This window comes from Acinetobacter rudis, from assembly GCF_000829675.1.
Classification (GTDB): Bacteria; Pseudomonadota; Gammaproteobacteria; order Pseudomonadales; family Moraxellaceae; genus Acinetobacter; species Acinetobacter rudis.
Genome location: NZ_BBRX01000021.1, coordinates 107,296 through 121,571 on the forward strand (window position 1 = coordinate 107,296; position 14,276 = coordinate 121,571).

Genomic DNA, 14,276 nt, shown 5'->3' on the forward strand with positions numbered 1-14,276 from the left:
TAATTTCATGCATTCAAATGAACTGATTTAAATATCTTAATATCAAAACTTACTTTTAGTAAGTACTTACCAAGAAGTAAGTATGGGTTTTCTTTACGAAACTATTTAAATTTACATAAATAGTAAAATACATTGTAAGTTTAACCATGAGAATAACATTTATTTTTTAACCACAGTGAGACTGTAACTAAAGCAATAAGTACTGGAACTTCAACCAATGGCCCAATAATTGTTGTAAAAGCTACTGGCGATGCCAAACCAAAAGTTGCAATTGCAACAGCCAAAGCAAGTTCAAAATTATTACCCGCTGCGGTAAATGAAATAGCTGTGGTTTTTGCATAGTCATTACCGATCCATTTACTCATGAAGAAACTAATAAAAAACATTGAAACAAAGTAAATAACCAATGGTATAGCAATCATTAAGACATCAAATGGAAGACTAACTACATCACCACCTTTTAAGCTAAACATGGCTAAGATCGTAAATAATAAAGCAATTAAACTGAGTGGACTGATCTTAGGAATAAACTGATTTTGATACCAATTTAGCCCCCTTAACTTGACTAAAATTAGACGTGTGAAAAACCCAAGTAAAAATGGGATACCTAAATATATAAATACTGCCTGAGTAATGGTCCAAAAATCGACTTGAATCACTTGAGAAGCTACACCAAAATACGGAGGTAGAAAACTTAAGAAAAACCAAGCATAAGTGCTAAAAAATAAAATTTGAAATATGCTGTTAAACGCGACCAATGCCGCAACATATTGATTATTACCACCCGCTAAACCATTCCACACCAATACCATCGCAATACAACGAGCAAGCCCAATCAAAATCAGCCCAGTCATATATTCAGGATAGTTTTGTAAGAATAGGATAGCCAAAGCAAACATTAAAATAGGTGCAACAATCCAGTTTTGAACAAGTGAAAGTACCAGTGTTTTCTTGTCCTGAAATATCTGGGGTAAGGCTGCATAATCAACTTTAGCCAGTGGTGGATACATCATTAAAATTAAGCCAATAGCAATGGGGATATTAACTGAATCAATACTGAGTTGATGAAGAGAGGTCGAGACCTGAGGAAAATAATTTCCGATCGCAATCCCAAGTGCCATGGCTATAAATATCCATAACGTCAAGTTACGGTCCAGAAACGAAAGGCGTTTTTGTGACATATCCTTACTCACAACAATTGTTTTTAAGATTCGAATTTGGCGTTAGGTGTTGGAACTCAACTGTTGCTTTCATTGTTTCAAGAATTTGTAATGCCCATTCTGTTAAATCTGGATGTAAACTGTAGTAAACCCATTGCCCTTGTCTTCGGTCTGCAAGCAAACGAGATGTGCGTAATAACGCTAAATGACGAGAAATTTTAGGCTGACTTAAATTTAATTTGTCTTGTAAATCACATACACAAAGCTCTTGATGGGCAGCAACCAGTAGAATGATATTCAGACGAGTTTCATCTGAAAGTGCTTTGAAAAAATCAACAGGACTGATCATTTACTTATCCTCTGCTTTTATACGTCGTCCATGAATATCAATTACCTGCTCTCCATCTTCCTTACTAAATGCTCCCAACTGAGGCTGGACCAATAGCTCCAAAACAACCTCAGAAGGACGAGCTAACCGTGTGCCAAGTATTGTTACTACAAATGGACGATTTATAAGTAAGGGATGTTTGACCATAATATTCAACAGCTCTTCATCATTTAAGTTTTGCTGTGCCAAGTGCAACTCTTGATAAGGCGGAACATTGGTTCGCATTGCTTGGCGTACAGATAAATCCGCATCTTGAATTAAAGTACGCAGTTCATCGACTGTTGGAGGGGTGTCTAGATAATAAATAACCTCCGGCTCAACCCCTGCATTTCGAATTAAAGCTAAAGTATTTCGGGAAGTACCACACTCTGGATTGTGGTAAATTTTGACCTGTGACATAAATATTAAACTTGATAAGGTAACAGGACATTTATATATGAATATCCATATATATGCAAATACATATATATTGACAGCTAAGTGGTTCGCCATATTTTGATATTATTTCTTTAAGTGCTGATCTAGATTTTTAAGTGCAAAATCAACGATTTCACTCAAGTTGTTTTTGAATATTCGGATAATAATTTAAGTGTATTTTTAAAATGGATAATCCAGCTTTCCATCGCTAATAATATCAAGTCGACAATTCTACAACCGTGATCGTGGATGAAACATTATTGACCAAACACCACCGACCTCTAACCGTGCCATCCGATTCTTTAACTTCTTCAATCATAAGGCGTGCAGTGATTGGATCACCTTTTTATCAAGAAATAATTTTCCATCTGGATCAAAGCCTTTGGGTTTCACCAACATCTAATACGGCTTTTTTGCTCTTTTAAATATGATTCGGACTAACTCTACATAACGTTTGATTAAACGAGAGTTTAAGTTGGAAATGTTAGATTGGAGAACATATTTTCCAATCTAACCGAATTCATAATATTTGTGTAAATACCTATGATTTAGCGGGGTGAAGATGCCAAAATTTCTTATTCCCAGTGTTCAAAAGTTTGCCATTGCTCTAAACCCAGTAGCATTTCCGTATCACTTAGCAAACAATGATCAAATTGTTGAATTAAATCTTGTTGATCCATATTCATCCCAATTAAGACAATTTCTTGCCTAGCATCTCCAGTATCAATATCCCAATTTTTTTCAATAGCTTTAATACTCTCTATATCTTGTGGCCAATCCTCTTTATCTACAGTACTCCACCATTGACCTGCAACATCATATCGTGCCATTGCTCCTGCTTGCGACCATGAACAGGCAAGTGTTGGTTGTGAAGCCAACCAGAAAAAGCCTTTGGAACGCACCACACCAGTCCATTTCGAGTGAACAAAATCATAAAAACGTTGTGGATGAAACGGTCGTCGTGCTCTATATACAAAACTGTGAATACCATATTGTTCTGTTTCAGGGGAATGTTCACCACGTAATTCTTTTAGCCAACCGGGTGCTTGAGCTGCTTCATTAAAATCAAATAAATGTGTGCTGAGTAGTTTGTCTAGCGCAACTTGGCCAAATTGAGCAAGCTCTATCTTAGCTCTAGGATTGAGTTTTTGTAAAATAGCGAATAATTGTTGTTTCTCTACCTCATTGATTAAATCGACTTTATTTAAAATTAGCACATCACAAAATTCAATTTGATCAACCAATAAGTCAACCACGTTGCGTTCATCTTGTTCTCCTAGTGATTCACCACGTTGTTGTAAACTGTCATAAGAATTATAATCTTTAAGAAAATTGAAAGCATCAACAACTGTTACCATCGTATCCAATCGAGCAAACTCACTAAGTGATATTCCCTGCTCATCTTCAAATGTAAAGGTTTCAGCCACAGGTAGAGGTTCAGAAATCCCTGTTGACTCGATCACCAATTGATCAAAACGATTTTCCTGAGCTAAACGGCGAACTTCTATAAGTAAATCTTCACGTAGCGTGCAGCAAATACAGCCATTACTCATTTCAACCAGTTTTTCATCGGTGCGTGATAATGCTGCATCACCAGCCCGAAGTAGCGCTGCATCTATATTCACCTCAGACATATCATTCACAATAACAGCAATACGACGACCTTCATTGTTATTTAAGATATGGTTGAGTAATGTGGTCTTTCCTGCACCTAAAAAGCCAGATAATACGGTGACTGGTAATTTAACAGGATTGGCTAGCTGAGCATCCATCGGCTTTCTCACTTTTGCATGTTAATGATTAGGATTGGAATAGAGTCAATAAAGTGTTGAGTCATCTTTAAAAGCTATTCACTAGGACTTATTTACTTTGATTTAAATTTAAGGACTGAGTTGTATACTCAGGCAAGGAGAAGATCGGCTTCGATGATCTTTTCTCCATGTTCGATATCCAGCACTATCAATATGGATCTGTCCTGAAGCATAAATACCTAAGCCCATATTTAAACTTGCGCCATTTTCTTTCCAGAATTGACATAGCTTATTTTTACTTTGTTGAATCATCAGCTGTTCACTTGGTGATGGATGTAAAGATGAAATTCGAAAGTCTAAAGCAGCATTAAAGACATGCTTTGAACGATCTGCCCCATTTGCACAACGATTTAAATTAAAATTTCGATAGACAGAGGTTACTGTAAAATCATCTAGAATCTTTTGATCAAGCAGCTGCTTTAGAATTTTCAAGGTTGGTATAATATTTGGCCACATTTCCTGAGGCGGAACCTCAAACGCTTCGGCATGACATTTTTGCCAGTCTCGTGCTGTTTGAAATAATTCAAAATCTGGAATAATGTCATCAACATTGTTACGCCGTAAAAATGCTTTATATCTTTTGATGTTATGTTGGTTATTTAAATCAGATTGCCAATCTAAATAAGGCTTAGAAGGTATCTTTGTCAGTGCTAGCTTTTGATTTTCATGCCATACCATTGATGTAACTTTTGCTATAGAGCTGAAAGTTTGTTGTGATATTTTTTGTTCAATGTTTGGCTGACTACAAGCACCTAAACCAAAAAATAAAATGTAAAACACGATTCGTTGCATAAGTTTCTATCACGAGCAAATGAAAAAGATTAGGTGAGAATCACATCTGAAAACCATTAACGTTATGTTATAACATAACACTAATATTAGAAAGACATTCTCTTATTTACGCTTTAAATTATGAACAATATTGTAGTAAGAAATTGATTAATATGTAATTAAATTAATATTAAATTAAGCATCAATGGCCTGCTCTGATTATTTTTACCATAGTTTCGTGATCTCCAACATGCAAGGCATTTGATTTTTAGTCTACTTTTTATAATTGTTATGTTATAACATAACAATAAATTCATTCCGTATACGTTGTGCTATATGACTCATACTTTACTGCCAGATATTTCCACACAGTCTTCGTCTTTAACTCCCCCCTATCCATTAAATTGGGTTGGAATGGAAAATATCACTCTACCTATATATATACAAAATATCCGATATATAAGTCAGGCGAATGCTTACGTCAGTTTAGATGACCCACAGGCTAAAGGGATACACATGTCTAGGCTTTACACTCGGCTTTTAGATATTTGTAAAATTGAAGATCTCACATTAGATCATATTCAGCAGGTATTACAGGACTTTTTAACCAGTCATCAAGGTTTATCTAGCCACGCCAAAATTGAATTACAGGGAAATTTCCATCTAGAGCAACCAGCCCTAATCAGCGATTTATCTGGCTGGAAAAGCTATCCATTTCATTTATCTGCTGAGCTTAAAGCACAGCAATTTAAAGCAAGTTTTGCTATTGAAATTGGCTACTCTTCTACCTGTCCTTGTTCGGCAGCACTGGCTCGAGATCTCATTCAAAAACGCTTTGAAGATGCAGTCTCTCTGGGGAAATTAAAGTTAAACGATGTCAATCAAATTTCAACATGGTTAGGTACGACCGATGCAATCGTTGCTACACCACACAGTCAAAGGAGCACGGCTCAACTGAAATTTAATTTATCACCCAGCATGAAGTCTATTCCAATTCAGCAATTTATTCAGCATGCAGAGCGAGCACTCGCAACCCCTGTACAAACAGCTGTAAAACGAGTAGATGAGCAAGCATTTGCTTTAGCAAATGGACAAAACTTGATGTTTTGTGAAGATGCTTTACGCCGCTTATATCATGCCTTTATTGATTATCCTGAGATCACTGCTTTTGATTTTAAAGTGATTCATGCCGAAAGTTTACATGCCCATGACGCTGTGGCACAAGGATCTTGGCCATGCTAAATCATTCAATTTTCACAAGTATGGAACAAGGTAAATCAAGAGAAAACTACGATTTTATCGCTGTCATAGATGCTATTACTTGGAATGAGAATGGTTTAATCACAGCGATTACGCAAGATATTAAAAGCAAAGAAGTACTCATGTTGGCTTGGATTAACCGTGATGCCCTACTCGAAACTCTTGATAGCAGACAGGTCTGTTATTGGTCACGTTCCCGTCAAAAAATGTGGAGAAAAGGTGAAAGCTCAGGACATCGACAAAAATTAATTGAAGCGCGATTGGATTGTGATGGCGACTGTATCTTATTTTTAGTTGAACAGTCAGGAGTAGCCTGTCATACCAATCGTCCAAGTTGTTTTTATATCGGTTTAGAGCGTAATAGCGTCACCATCTTAACTGAGCCCCTACGTTAATTTTGATTAAAGTAAGAAATACTATGATTCGTAAAAATCCTTCTGGACACCTCCCCCTTATTGATCAATCTGCCTATATCGACCAGACTGCGATTATTTGTGGCAAAGTTATTATAGAGGCCAATGTTTTTGTAGGTCCTTATGCAGTAATACGTGCAGATGAACTGAATGAAGATGGTGATATAGAGCCAATTCTGATTAGAGAAAATTCTAATATTCAAGATGGTGTTGTAATTCATTCTAAAGCTGGTGCAAAAGTCACAATTGGCTGTAATTCGTCAATCGCACATCGTTCAATTATTCATGGCCCTTGTGAGGTCGGTAATCACGTCTTTGTGGGTTTTAATAGTGTGCTATTTAATTGTAAAGTCGGAGATCACAGTGCCGTTCGGCATAATGCTGTTGTTGATGGATGTAATTTACCTGAATATTTTTATGTACCCGCGATGAGTTATATCCACGCTACAACTGATTTAAGCCAATTTCCACCAATAGATATTTCAATTAGTGAGTTTTCTGAGAGTGTGGTAAGTACAAATATCGAATTGGTTCAAGGTTATAAGGCATTACAAAATGAATTTTAGACAGCTGCCTGACTTGATTATTCATAACGCCAATATTGTCAATGAGGGACTTTGCCAAATTGGGGATGTATTGATTCAACAAGGACGTATTGCCAAAATTCAATCGAGTATTACAGGTTTTTATCATGCTAAATCAATTGAAGCAAATGGTGCATGGTTAATCCCAGGCATGATTGACGATCAAGTCCATTTCCGTGATCCTGGCTCTCCTCAGAAGGGACGCTTTTCCACAGAGTCGGTTGCTGCTGCTGTGGGAGGCATCACCAGTATTATGGATATGCCAAACACTCAGCCTGCAACTTTAGACTTAGCGGCATTACAATACAAAAAGGATATTGCAGCCAAATACAGCATGACCAATTATGCTTTTCATTTTGGAGTAAGTGCTGACAATTTAAATATAGTTGAAAACTTAGACCCTAAACTTGTAAGTGGCGTGAAAGTATTTATGGGAGCTTCAACGGGCAATATGCTTGTTGATGATGTACAGGTCTTAGAGCGTTTATTTGCCAATGTTCCTACCATTTTATTGTCTCACTGTGAATCTACACCGCGCATCAAGCAATTAGAACAGTATTATCGGCAAAAGTATGGAGATGCAGTACCAGCAGTTTTACATCCTCAAATTAGAGATAAACAAGCATGTTTTAATAGTTCTCAGTTGGCTGTTGCTTTGGCTGAAAAATATGGCACACAACTACACGTTCTACATATTAGCACCGCCAGAGAACTTTGTTTATTTAAGAATTTACCTTTAGACAAGAAATATATTACGGCAGAAGTTTGTGTTCACCATCTTAGTTTTGATGAATCGGATTATGCTCATCAGGGACATTTGATTAAGTGTAATCCTGCAATTAAAACCCTGATGGATAAGCAAACACTTATTGAAGCAGTTGCTCATACAGATCGTCTAGATATTATTGGAACAGATCATGCACCTCATACCTGGCAAGAAAAGCAAAAGTCTTACTTTCAGGCTCCTGCAGGTCTACCTTTAGTACAACATGCAATTCCTGCTTTAATGGATCTCGTTGCAGACCGGCTTTTGCCCATTGAGACCTTGGTACGAAAAACCTCACATCAAGTTGCAGATTTATTTCGTATCAAAGATCGAGGATATATTCGTGAAGGTTATTGGGCAGATTTAGTGTTAATAAAAGAGAACCATGACCAGCAGGCAGTTTCGCAACAACGTAATTTTATGTACTGTGGCTGGACACCTTTTCAAAATAAAACTTTTCGCTATTTAGTCGATACAACAATTATTTCAGGGCAACTCGCATGGCATAATCAACAGGTCTTTCTCAACTGTCGAGGGCATGCTTTAGAGATTGACCGCTAATTAATCATCTTTGATAGGGCGATTCTTTACAAGCAGTCAAGCATGAAAAGATATCGCCTGTATGTGCCTCCAAACGCCGACCATCAGGATCTAATAAATTGAACTCCCTTCACTCTTATTCTGTTTCTACTGCCACACTTGTGAATTTTTTAGTTGTGTTTTAAAGCGCTCAATTTGATCACTTTCTATCGTAAATGCGTAGTGAGTATAATCTTGCTTTAAATCCACATGGTCTTTAGATAGACACAGCCCTAATGATCCTAAAGTAAGGTATGTGCCTTTATTCCACTTCGGTTTAGCTGTAAATCCTAAAATATTTTATAAAAAATAAAGCTTCGTTCAACATCACTCACAGCTAAAGTCAGATGATTTAAATTCTTTAACATATCAAAAACTCTCAAAATTTTATTATATTTTAAGCAATATTAGGGACATCAAGTGTAACTTTGACTCGATCTAAAACCACTGTTGTTTTAAACCACTGTACATTAGCATTATTGTGAAAAAGATCATCACATAAGGTTTTAAATCTGCTCATACTCGGTACCAAGATTATTAACATAAAATCGGCCTCGCCTGTAACGTAATAACACTGCTGCACTTCTGGGCCAGAAAAACTTTCTTTTAATAGCTCAAGATCAGTTGCATGTGTTTGATTTACCCGAACTTCAACAAGAAGAGTAATCACTTGATTCACTTTATCAGGATTAACTACAGCAATATTACCAATAATATATCCATTATCTCGTAGTTTTTGAATTCGGCGTTGTACCGAGGCAGTAGATAAATGAATAGATTCTGCCAGCTCTCGTAAAGGCGTCAAACAGTCTTTTTGAAGTAGTTCAAGTAATAAAAGATCAAATTTATCTAAGCTCATCATAAATAGTCTGTGAGAAAATTTCTCATTCATACTAAAAAATACAAGGCCATTTATCAATTGTTGTGAAATAAAATATTGCATGAATTTCTAACTGTAATAACTTATGCATACCCCACCGAATACTTCACTTGGTATAACCTTCAATGTAATTGCATCTATTTTATTTGCACTGATGTTTGCCTATACCTCTTTATTACAGTCTTTACACGGCAATGAAATATATGGTTGGCGTATTTTTTTAACTTTTCCTTGTTTAACACTATTTATCCTAATTCAAGGGAATTGGCCGCAAGTCATCAACATCTATCAGCGTTTATATTCTGAGCGATATTTCTTTCTAACTAGACTCATATCATCATTTCTTATTGGATTTCAACTTTGGTTGTTTATGTGGGCTCCAAGCCATGGCTATGGATTAGATATATCACTGGGTTATTTTATGATGCCTATTACTATGGTTATTGTCGGGCGATTTGCATTTAAAGAGCAGATGTCCAAAATGCAGAAAATCTCGTGTTTTTTTGCGATACTAGGCATTATTAACATGTTAATACTCTCAAAAACACTGACATGGCCGACTTTGGTAATTTGCTTTGGCTATCCAATATATTTCTGGCTCAGACAAAAAACCAATACGAATAATATTGCGGGCCTTTGGTTTGACATGATGCTGAGTATTCCTGTTAGTTTGTTTTTCATTATGAATGGTGCAATTGTTTTAGACCAATCTCATGAAAACACACAAATAATATGGCTTATTTTAGGACTTGGATTAATCAGTGCTCTCGCCTTAGCATTTCAATCACTTTCTGCGCCGCACTTAAATCTCAGTCTTTTCGGCCTTTTGGTATATGTTGAACCTATATTATTATTGCTTGTTGCAATCCTATTAGGTGAGACCATTGCACCAGCAGAATGGCCAACTTATATTGCCATATGGTGCGCAGTGCTAGTGCTTATTGTTGAAGGCATATTGAGTTTTAAGCGCAGGGTTTACAATTAAATATGATTACTTCATCTTTTCAAGACAGTAATTAACTCACATATATGTCTTTGTTGTGTAGATTTTGAAATAAACTCTTTCTTAAACTAAATTTATATTTTAACTTCGTAACGAAAGTAAATGATGTTGAGCAATGAGAGAAGCATTTTATGATGAAAATATTAATTCAAAGTCTGAGCTTAGGCAGTTTAATTACTGTATCTTCACTGCTCTATGCTGCCCCTGTAGCAAATGAACTCAGTAAAAGCTTTCATCTCTGTACTGAAAATGCCAATGGAATAATTGAACAAGCAGCGTGTTTAAGTAATGAATCTGATTTACAAGAGAATCGGCTTAAGCGCATATATACAGGATTACAATCAAAGTTATCAAGTGAACAAAAGGAGCAACTTGTAATTTCGCAACAGAAATGGATGGCTGCTAAAGAGAGTGATTCAATTTTAGAAACGATAATTTATGATCATTCCCAACCTGAAAACCTTCAAATGAAACTCAATGAAATAAAGCGAGTGAAAGCACGTGCAGATCAGTTAGAACAGTATTTAACGATCACCCAGTAATCTTATAAGGAAATTAAAGAGATCAGTATGAAAATATTAAGTCCCCTCATCATCGCTGTGTTTAGCCTACCTGTCATTACACATGCCAAATCATTACAAAGTTGGGAACAGTGTATTGAACGAGTTGGCAAAACAATCGATATTGCAGAAGTTGGAAATATTGGTTATGAACAGGAAGTTGTAAAACAATGTGGGACTCGTCCAATTGTACCAATTGAGATCAACAAACTTGGAGATAAACTACCTTTTGATGTTATACAGGCAGCACCTTGGAAAGAAAAGTTTCAAAAACTGACACAAAAAGATTATAAAAATATCCAGACAGCTTTAACTGTATCAAGCTCAATGCAGCCTGATGGAGACTGGATGATTGGACATGGTCATGATCCACAAGGAGGCAATACAAGTAAGGCAGTTATTGCAATTAATACCAAGACTGCAAAAGTACTTGCAGTATATGCAGATGTAACAGGCGTGCGTAATTTGTATGGTTTCAATGAAAATAGCAAAGATGTTCCACAAAAGCTCCTGCAATGGTTGTCTGATGAAACAGGAGCAGGTTAAGCATATGAAATTTTTGAATATAATCATATTTTCATTGAGCGCGCATCTTTCTGTTACTGCATTTGCGAGTAGTGAACAAACAACTCTACCGCTTCCAGATCGTTCTTATACTCATGCAAAATTTCAACCCAGTTATTTAACCTGTATTGAACAGAGCGGCGGTGCAACCTATAAACTGCAAAGTTGTATGGATGCTGAATATAGTTACCATAAACAACGCGTTGAACAATCATTTGCCCGAATTATCAGCCAGCCAGATAGCGTAAAAAAGGATAAGCTGATGGATGAGATTGCGAATTGGTGGAGTGACAGTGAGAAATATTGTACTTGGGATCCAAAAACAGAAGGACAAGGTCAGATGCTTGATGCTCAATCATGCAGCCTAAACCGTGTCGCAAATCTTGCTGAAAAAATTAAAAATAACTAGATGATTTAAGATTGATCGATTTCTCACAGAAGTGTGTCTAGTAACTGAACTAGACACACTTAGAATGATCAAATTTATCTCAACTGAGATTGAGCCAAGATTTATCAGTTGAAGAAAATAGTCTATATCGATTAATACAGCTTTGCTCCAAGTGCCATTTTCCCCTACTCGATCTATTTTAAACAAATATGTCTAAATATATTTATTGTTTTATCGATATTATTAAATTTTCCTAGAGTAAACATTATTTTTTAATCGTTCACAGCAGCGAAAAATAAACATAGAGATATCACCGATCTCTATGTTTTTTGGAAAATCTAAATACTATTGGTGGCTAATAATAATGTAAGTAATGACTTAAGTGCTCTGCCTTTTGCAAAAGCAATATATTCATAATCGATGATTTGCGGCCGCCAACTCATTTTATACTGACGCTGAGATTGTGCTGGATACACAATACCTCCCTTTTTTTCTAGATATTTCATGATCAAATGAAAAAAACAAGATGAGTTAAAATTGAGCTTATTTTGCAGTTCAACCAATGGAGTAAAACCAAAATTTAAATAATCAAGTTCCTCTAGATCATGCATCGCATATTGATTAATTTGCTGCATAACTCCATCCTGAGAGCTCGGATCTTTACGAGTGATATTGTGAAACCATCCAGTATATTTACCAAAGCTTTTACTATAAATAATATAAGCAAGAATTTTGTCGTCTTTTTTAGCGATATATAATTTATGTAAATTTGTGTCGATGTTCACTGTGCTAAAGTTGGTGATGAGATGGCGTAAATATTTTGTTTTCTTTTTTTTGATCCAATAGTTATTAATAATTTCTAAATTGGGTTTAATAATATCAAAGTCTTGTTGAGATTTAATTTTTTCTATAATTACTCCACTTTTAATTGCTTTATTTATTTTATGCCTTAATTGTTGAAATCTTCTTCCTTCCATGGAGTAATTCTTATAATCAACAGTAAAGGAAGCACCTAATTGGTTGATAACCAAAGAGCTTTTTTCAAGAAATCGTATATCCTCATGTGGAAAATGTAAAAATATATAGGCATAATTATTGCCTCGACAATAAGATAAAAACGCTTTTAATGTTTCAAGTTTATCCTCCAAATCAGCAAGAATTCCACCAACGCTTACTAAGGTATTTTTATATTGAAAAAAAACGATAGCGGATTTCTTGGAAATGAACCATTTAAAATTATTTTCGAATAAGAGAGGAGATATTGAGCTTCGACATAAATGTAGAAGTCTGGTTTCCAATATCTCATCAGTATTTAATGATTTAATAGAAAACATGGTTAATTTTTTACTTTCATTGATCAGTTGTTAATTTCATATCACATGATGCAGGAGTCATATGATTTCTAAAACTCTTATTTTAAATTTAATTTTTATTCAGTATCTAGTTGAATTCCAATATATTGCAGCCTAGATTTTTGCATTTTTTCTACCAAACTATTGGTAATTTCAATACGTTGTTCAGGAACAGTATCTTTTAAAAAGATACCGTCTACTAAATAAAAATCCTCGATCTGTGCTAAATTCTGTTGCATGCCTTGCTGATACAACTCTTCCCTGTTAAGTATAATTTCATGCATATTCGAAATCTCCCAAAGTTGTAAACCCTCTTGAATACACTCTTTTAATTGTTGAACGATTTTTGGTTTTTTATCAATTTGCCTTTTCAAAATTTCCGCACAGACAGTTAAATGTCTAATTTCATCTAAATTTGCATAGTTTTGTACCTTTGCAGCATTGGGATAAAAAGGTAACCATTTTCTTTCGCTTAATTCTGCTGTAGGTGCAAGTACTCCTTCTAAAATAATTGTGATAATAATGATGCCAGCATAAAAGTTCTTTTTTTCAACGACCCACTTTTGTACAAGATTCTGAAATGGTTGTACAACATCTAAGTGGGCATAATTCAATACAACTGCCATTTCATTTACTGGATCATCCAGTGTTAAAAAAGAGTTTTGTTGTAGATAAGAGCGAAAAAGATAACTATGATGCGTCTCATCAATGAGCAAAGTATTTAAAAAATCATACTCCTCTATAGTGGGTGCTAATTTAATAATATCTAAGATCGACTTGGAGGCATAAAACTCTGTAAGTGACTTAAAACTTAACTCATGGATCAGTGATTTTTTAAAAAATAGATTTTCTAAAAGGCTATCTTCTTGTAAACAAGAGATGTTTTCATTTTCTTTTGTTAAGAACCAGTGGCCTAAAAAGTTATTATTTATAGATGTCTGACTTTTTAAAGAGTCCATTAAAAAACCTGGTAAGTTCATTTTTCAATCCTTTAAAAATATAGTCGGTGTTTTGAATAAATCTTTAGATGCTTTAGGAAAATTACCCAATATCCCTCGATCTAAAAAAATATGTGCATATAATGCAATAAAACTATAGTCATTTTTAAATTGATATAGCCAAAAAATACTCATTAAGGCGATGATGACTAAACTATGAAAAAAATTATATAAAGTATAAAAAATCTTTAAGGTATTCTCATCTCCATACCAATAATTCCAGATACGTCCAGGAATATAACCAATGAGGTCAATAAGCAAAAATAATGAAATGTAATAATAAAAATTTATCTGTTTATACAAAATAATTGTCAGCAGCATACAAATAATAAATAGTAAAAAACTCTCTCTTTTTAAAAAATAGATTTTATTTAGCATATTT

At 35.0% G+C, this 14,276-nt stretch carries 17 protein-coding genes and 1 pseudogene; 8 read left to right on the forward strand and 10 right to left on the reverse strand.

Translation table 11 applies throughout. The features are described 5' to 3' along the window. Positions 1–140: 140 nt before the first annotated feature. The 5 genes from arsB to Aru01_RS05465 form a co-directional block, all read right to left on the reverse strand. Positions 141–1,181: an ACR3 family arsenite efflux transporter gene (gene arsB / locus Aru01_RS05445; protein ID WP_016656199.1), complete on the reverse strand. Its 1,041-nt coding sequence runs from the start codon at positions 1,179–1,181 to the stop codon at positions 141–143. A gap of 4 nt (positions 1,182–1,185) precedes the next feature. Then, a complete protein-coding gene (locus Aru01_RS05450; RefSeq protein WP_155757974.1) occupies positions 1,186–1,506 on the reverse strand; it encodes a metalloregulator ArsR/SmtB family transcription factor in 321 nt (106 codons plus the stop codon). A 3-nt stretch (positions 1,507–1,509) separates the two neighbouring features. Further along, on the reverse strand, positions 1,510–1,947 hold the full coding sequence (gene arsC, locus Aru01_RS05455) for an arsenate reductase (glutaredoxin) (RefSeq protein WP_040331203.1): 438 nt from the start codon (positions 1,945–1,947) through the stop codon (positions 1,510–1,512). Between the two features lie 593 nt (positions 1,948–2,540). Next, positions 2,541–3,737 (reverse strand): zinc metallochaperone GTPase ZigA, encoded by a 1,197-nt coding sequence (zigA, locus tag Aru01_RS05460; RefSeq protein ID WP_016656196.1) that lies wholly within the window; start codon positions 3,735–3,737, stop codon positions 2,541–2,543. Positions 3,738–3,845: 108 nt separating this feature from the next. Further along, positions 3,846–4,568: a D-Ala-D-Ala carboxypeptidase family metallohydrolase gene (locus tag Aru01_RS05465; RefSeq protein WP_016656195.1), complete on the reverse strand. Its 723-nt coding sequence runs from the start codon at positions 4,566–4,568 to the stop codon at positions 3,846–3,848. 315 nt (positions 4,569–4,883) lie between these two features. On the opposite strand from Aru01_RS05465, the gene folE2 reads away from it, so the two are divergent. Genes folE2 through Aru01_RS05485 form a run of 4 tightly spaced genes read left to right on the forward strand, consistent with a single transcriptional unit; the run spans position 4,884 to position 8,131 of the window. Further along, complete coding sequence (gene folE2 / locus Aru01_RS05470) at positions 4,884–5,789, forward strand: GTP cyclohydrolase FolE2 (RefSeq protein ID WP_016656194.1); 906 nt, start codon at positions 4,884–4,886, stop codon at positions 5,787–5,789. Then, positions 5,783–6,202 (forward strand): phosphoribosyl-AMP cyclohydrolase, encoded by a 420-nt coding sequence (gene hisI / locus Aru01_RS05475; protein WP_016656193.1) that lies wholly within the window; start codon positions 5,783–5,785, stop codon positions 6,200–6,202. Before folE2 ends, hisI begins: the two co-directional genes overlap by 7 nt. 23 nt (positions 6,203–6,225) lie before the next feature. Further along, complete coding sequence (locus tag Aru01_RS05480) at positions 6,226–6,786, forward strand: gamma carbonic anhydrase family protein (RefSeq protein WP_016656192.1); 561 nt, start codon at positions 6,226–6,228, stop codon at positions 6,784–6,786. Further along, the gene (locus Aru01_RS05485; protein ID WP_016656191.1) at positions 6,776–8,131 is read left to right on the forward strand and encodes a dihydroorotase; all 1,356 of its coding nucleotides are present in this window, start codon (positions 6,776–6,778) and stop codon (positions 8,129–8,131) included. The genes Aru01_RS05480 and Aru01_RS05485 overlap by 11 nt, the downstream gene beginning before the upstream one ends. Before the next feature lie 4 nt (positions 8,132–8,135). Here the strand turns inward: Aru01_RS05485 and Aru01_RS18835 are convergent. Both Aru01_RS18835 and Aru01_RS05490 read right to left on the reverse strand, forming a co-directional pair. After that, positions 8,136–8,517, reverse strand: a pseudogene (locus Aru01_RS18835) (VOC family protein). Positions 8,518–8,546: 29 nt separating this feature from the next. Beyond that, the gene (locus Aru01_RS05490) at positions 8,547–9,008 is read right to left on the reverse strand and encodes an Lrp/AsnC family transcriptional regulator (RefSeq protein WP_040331276.1); all 462 of its coding nucleotides are present in this window, start codon (positions 9,006–9,008) and stop codon (positions 8,547–8,549) included. A 106-nt stretch (positions 9,009–9,114) separates the two neighbouring features. On the opposite strand from Aru01_RS05490, the gene rarD reads away from it, so the two are divergent. The 4 genes from rarD to Aru01_RS05510 all read left to right on the forward strand — a co-directional run bounded on the left by rarD (position 9,115) and on the right by Aru01_RS05510 (position 11,565). Then, positions 9,115–10,014 (forward strand): EamA family transporter RarD, encoded by a 900-nt coding sequence (rarD, locus tag Aru01_RS05495; RefSeq protein WP_016656189.1) that lies wholly within the window; start codon positions 9,115–9,117, stop codon positions 10,012–10,014. 149 nt (positions 10,015–10,163) lie between these two features. Beyond that, the gene (locus Aru01_RS05500) at positions 10,164–10,574 is read left to right on the forward strand and encodes a lysozyme inhibitor LprI family protein (RefSeq protein ID WP_016656188.1); all 411 of its coding nucleotides are present in this window, start codon (positions 10,164–10,166) and stop codon (positions 10,572–10,574) included. Positions 10,575–10,601: 27 nt separating this feature from the next. Next, positions 10,602–11,138 (forward strand): Ivy family c-type lysozyme inhibitor, encoded by a 537-nt coding sequence (locus tag Aru01_RS05505; protein ID WP_016656187.1) that lies wholly within the window; start codon positions 10,602–10,604, stop codon positions 11,136–11,138. A gap of 4 nt (positions 11,139–11,142) precedes the next feature. Beyond that, on the forward strand, positions 11,143–11,565 hold the full coding sequence (locus tag Aru01_RS05510) for a hypothetical protein (protein ID WP_016656186.1): 423 nt from the start codon (positions 11,143–11,145) through the stop codon (positions 11,563–11,565). Positions 11,566–11,882: 317 nt separating this feature from the next. Here Aru01_RS05510 and Aru01_RS05515 read toward each other — a convergent pair whose 3' ends face one another. The 3 genes from Aru01_RS05515 to Aru01_RS18555 all read right to left on the reverse strand — a co-directional run. Further along, positions 11,883–12,878, reverse strand: a complete 996-nt coding sequence (locus Aru01_RS05515; protein WP_016656185.1) for a DUF2156 domain-containing protein — start codon at positions 12,876–12,878, stop codon at positions 11,883–11,885. A 95-nt stretch (positions 12,879–12,973) separates the two neighbouring features. After that, entirely contained in the window at positions 12,974–13,876 is a 903-nt protein-coding gene (locus Aru01_RS05520) for a hypothetical protein (RefSeq protein ID WP_016656184.1), read from the reverse strand. A gap of 3 nt (positions 13,877–13,879) precedes the next feature. Continuing rightward, on the reverse strand, positions 13,880–14,276 hold a 397-nt coding region (locus Aru01_RS18555; protein WP_255209865.1), incomplete at its 5' end, for a hypothetical protein.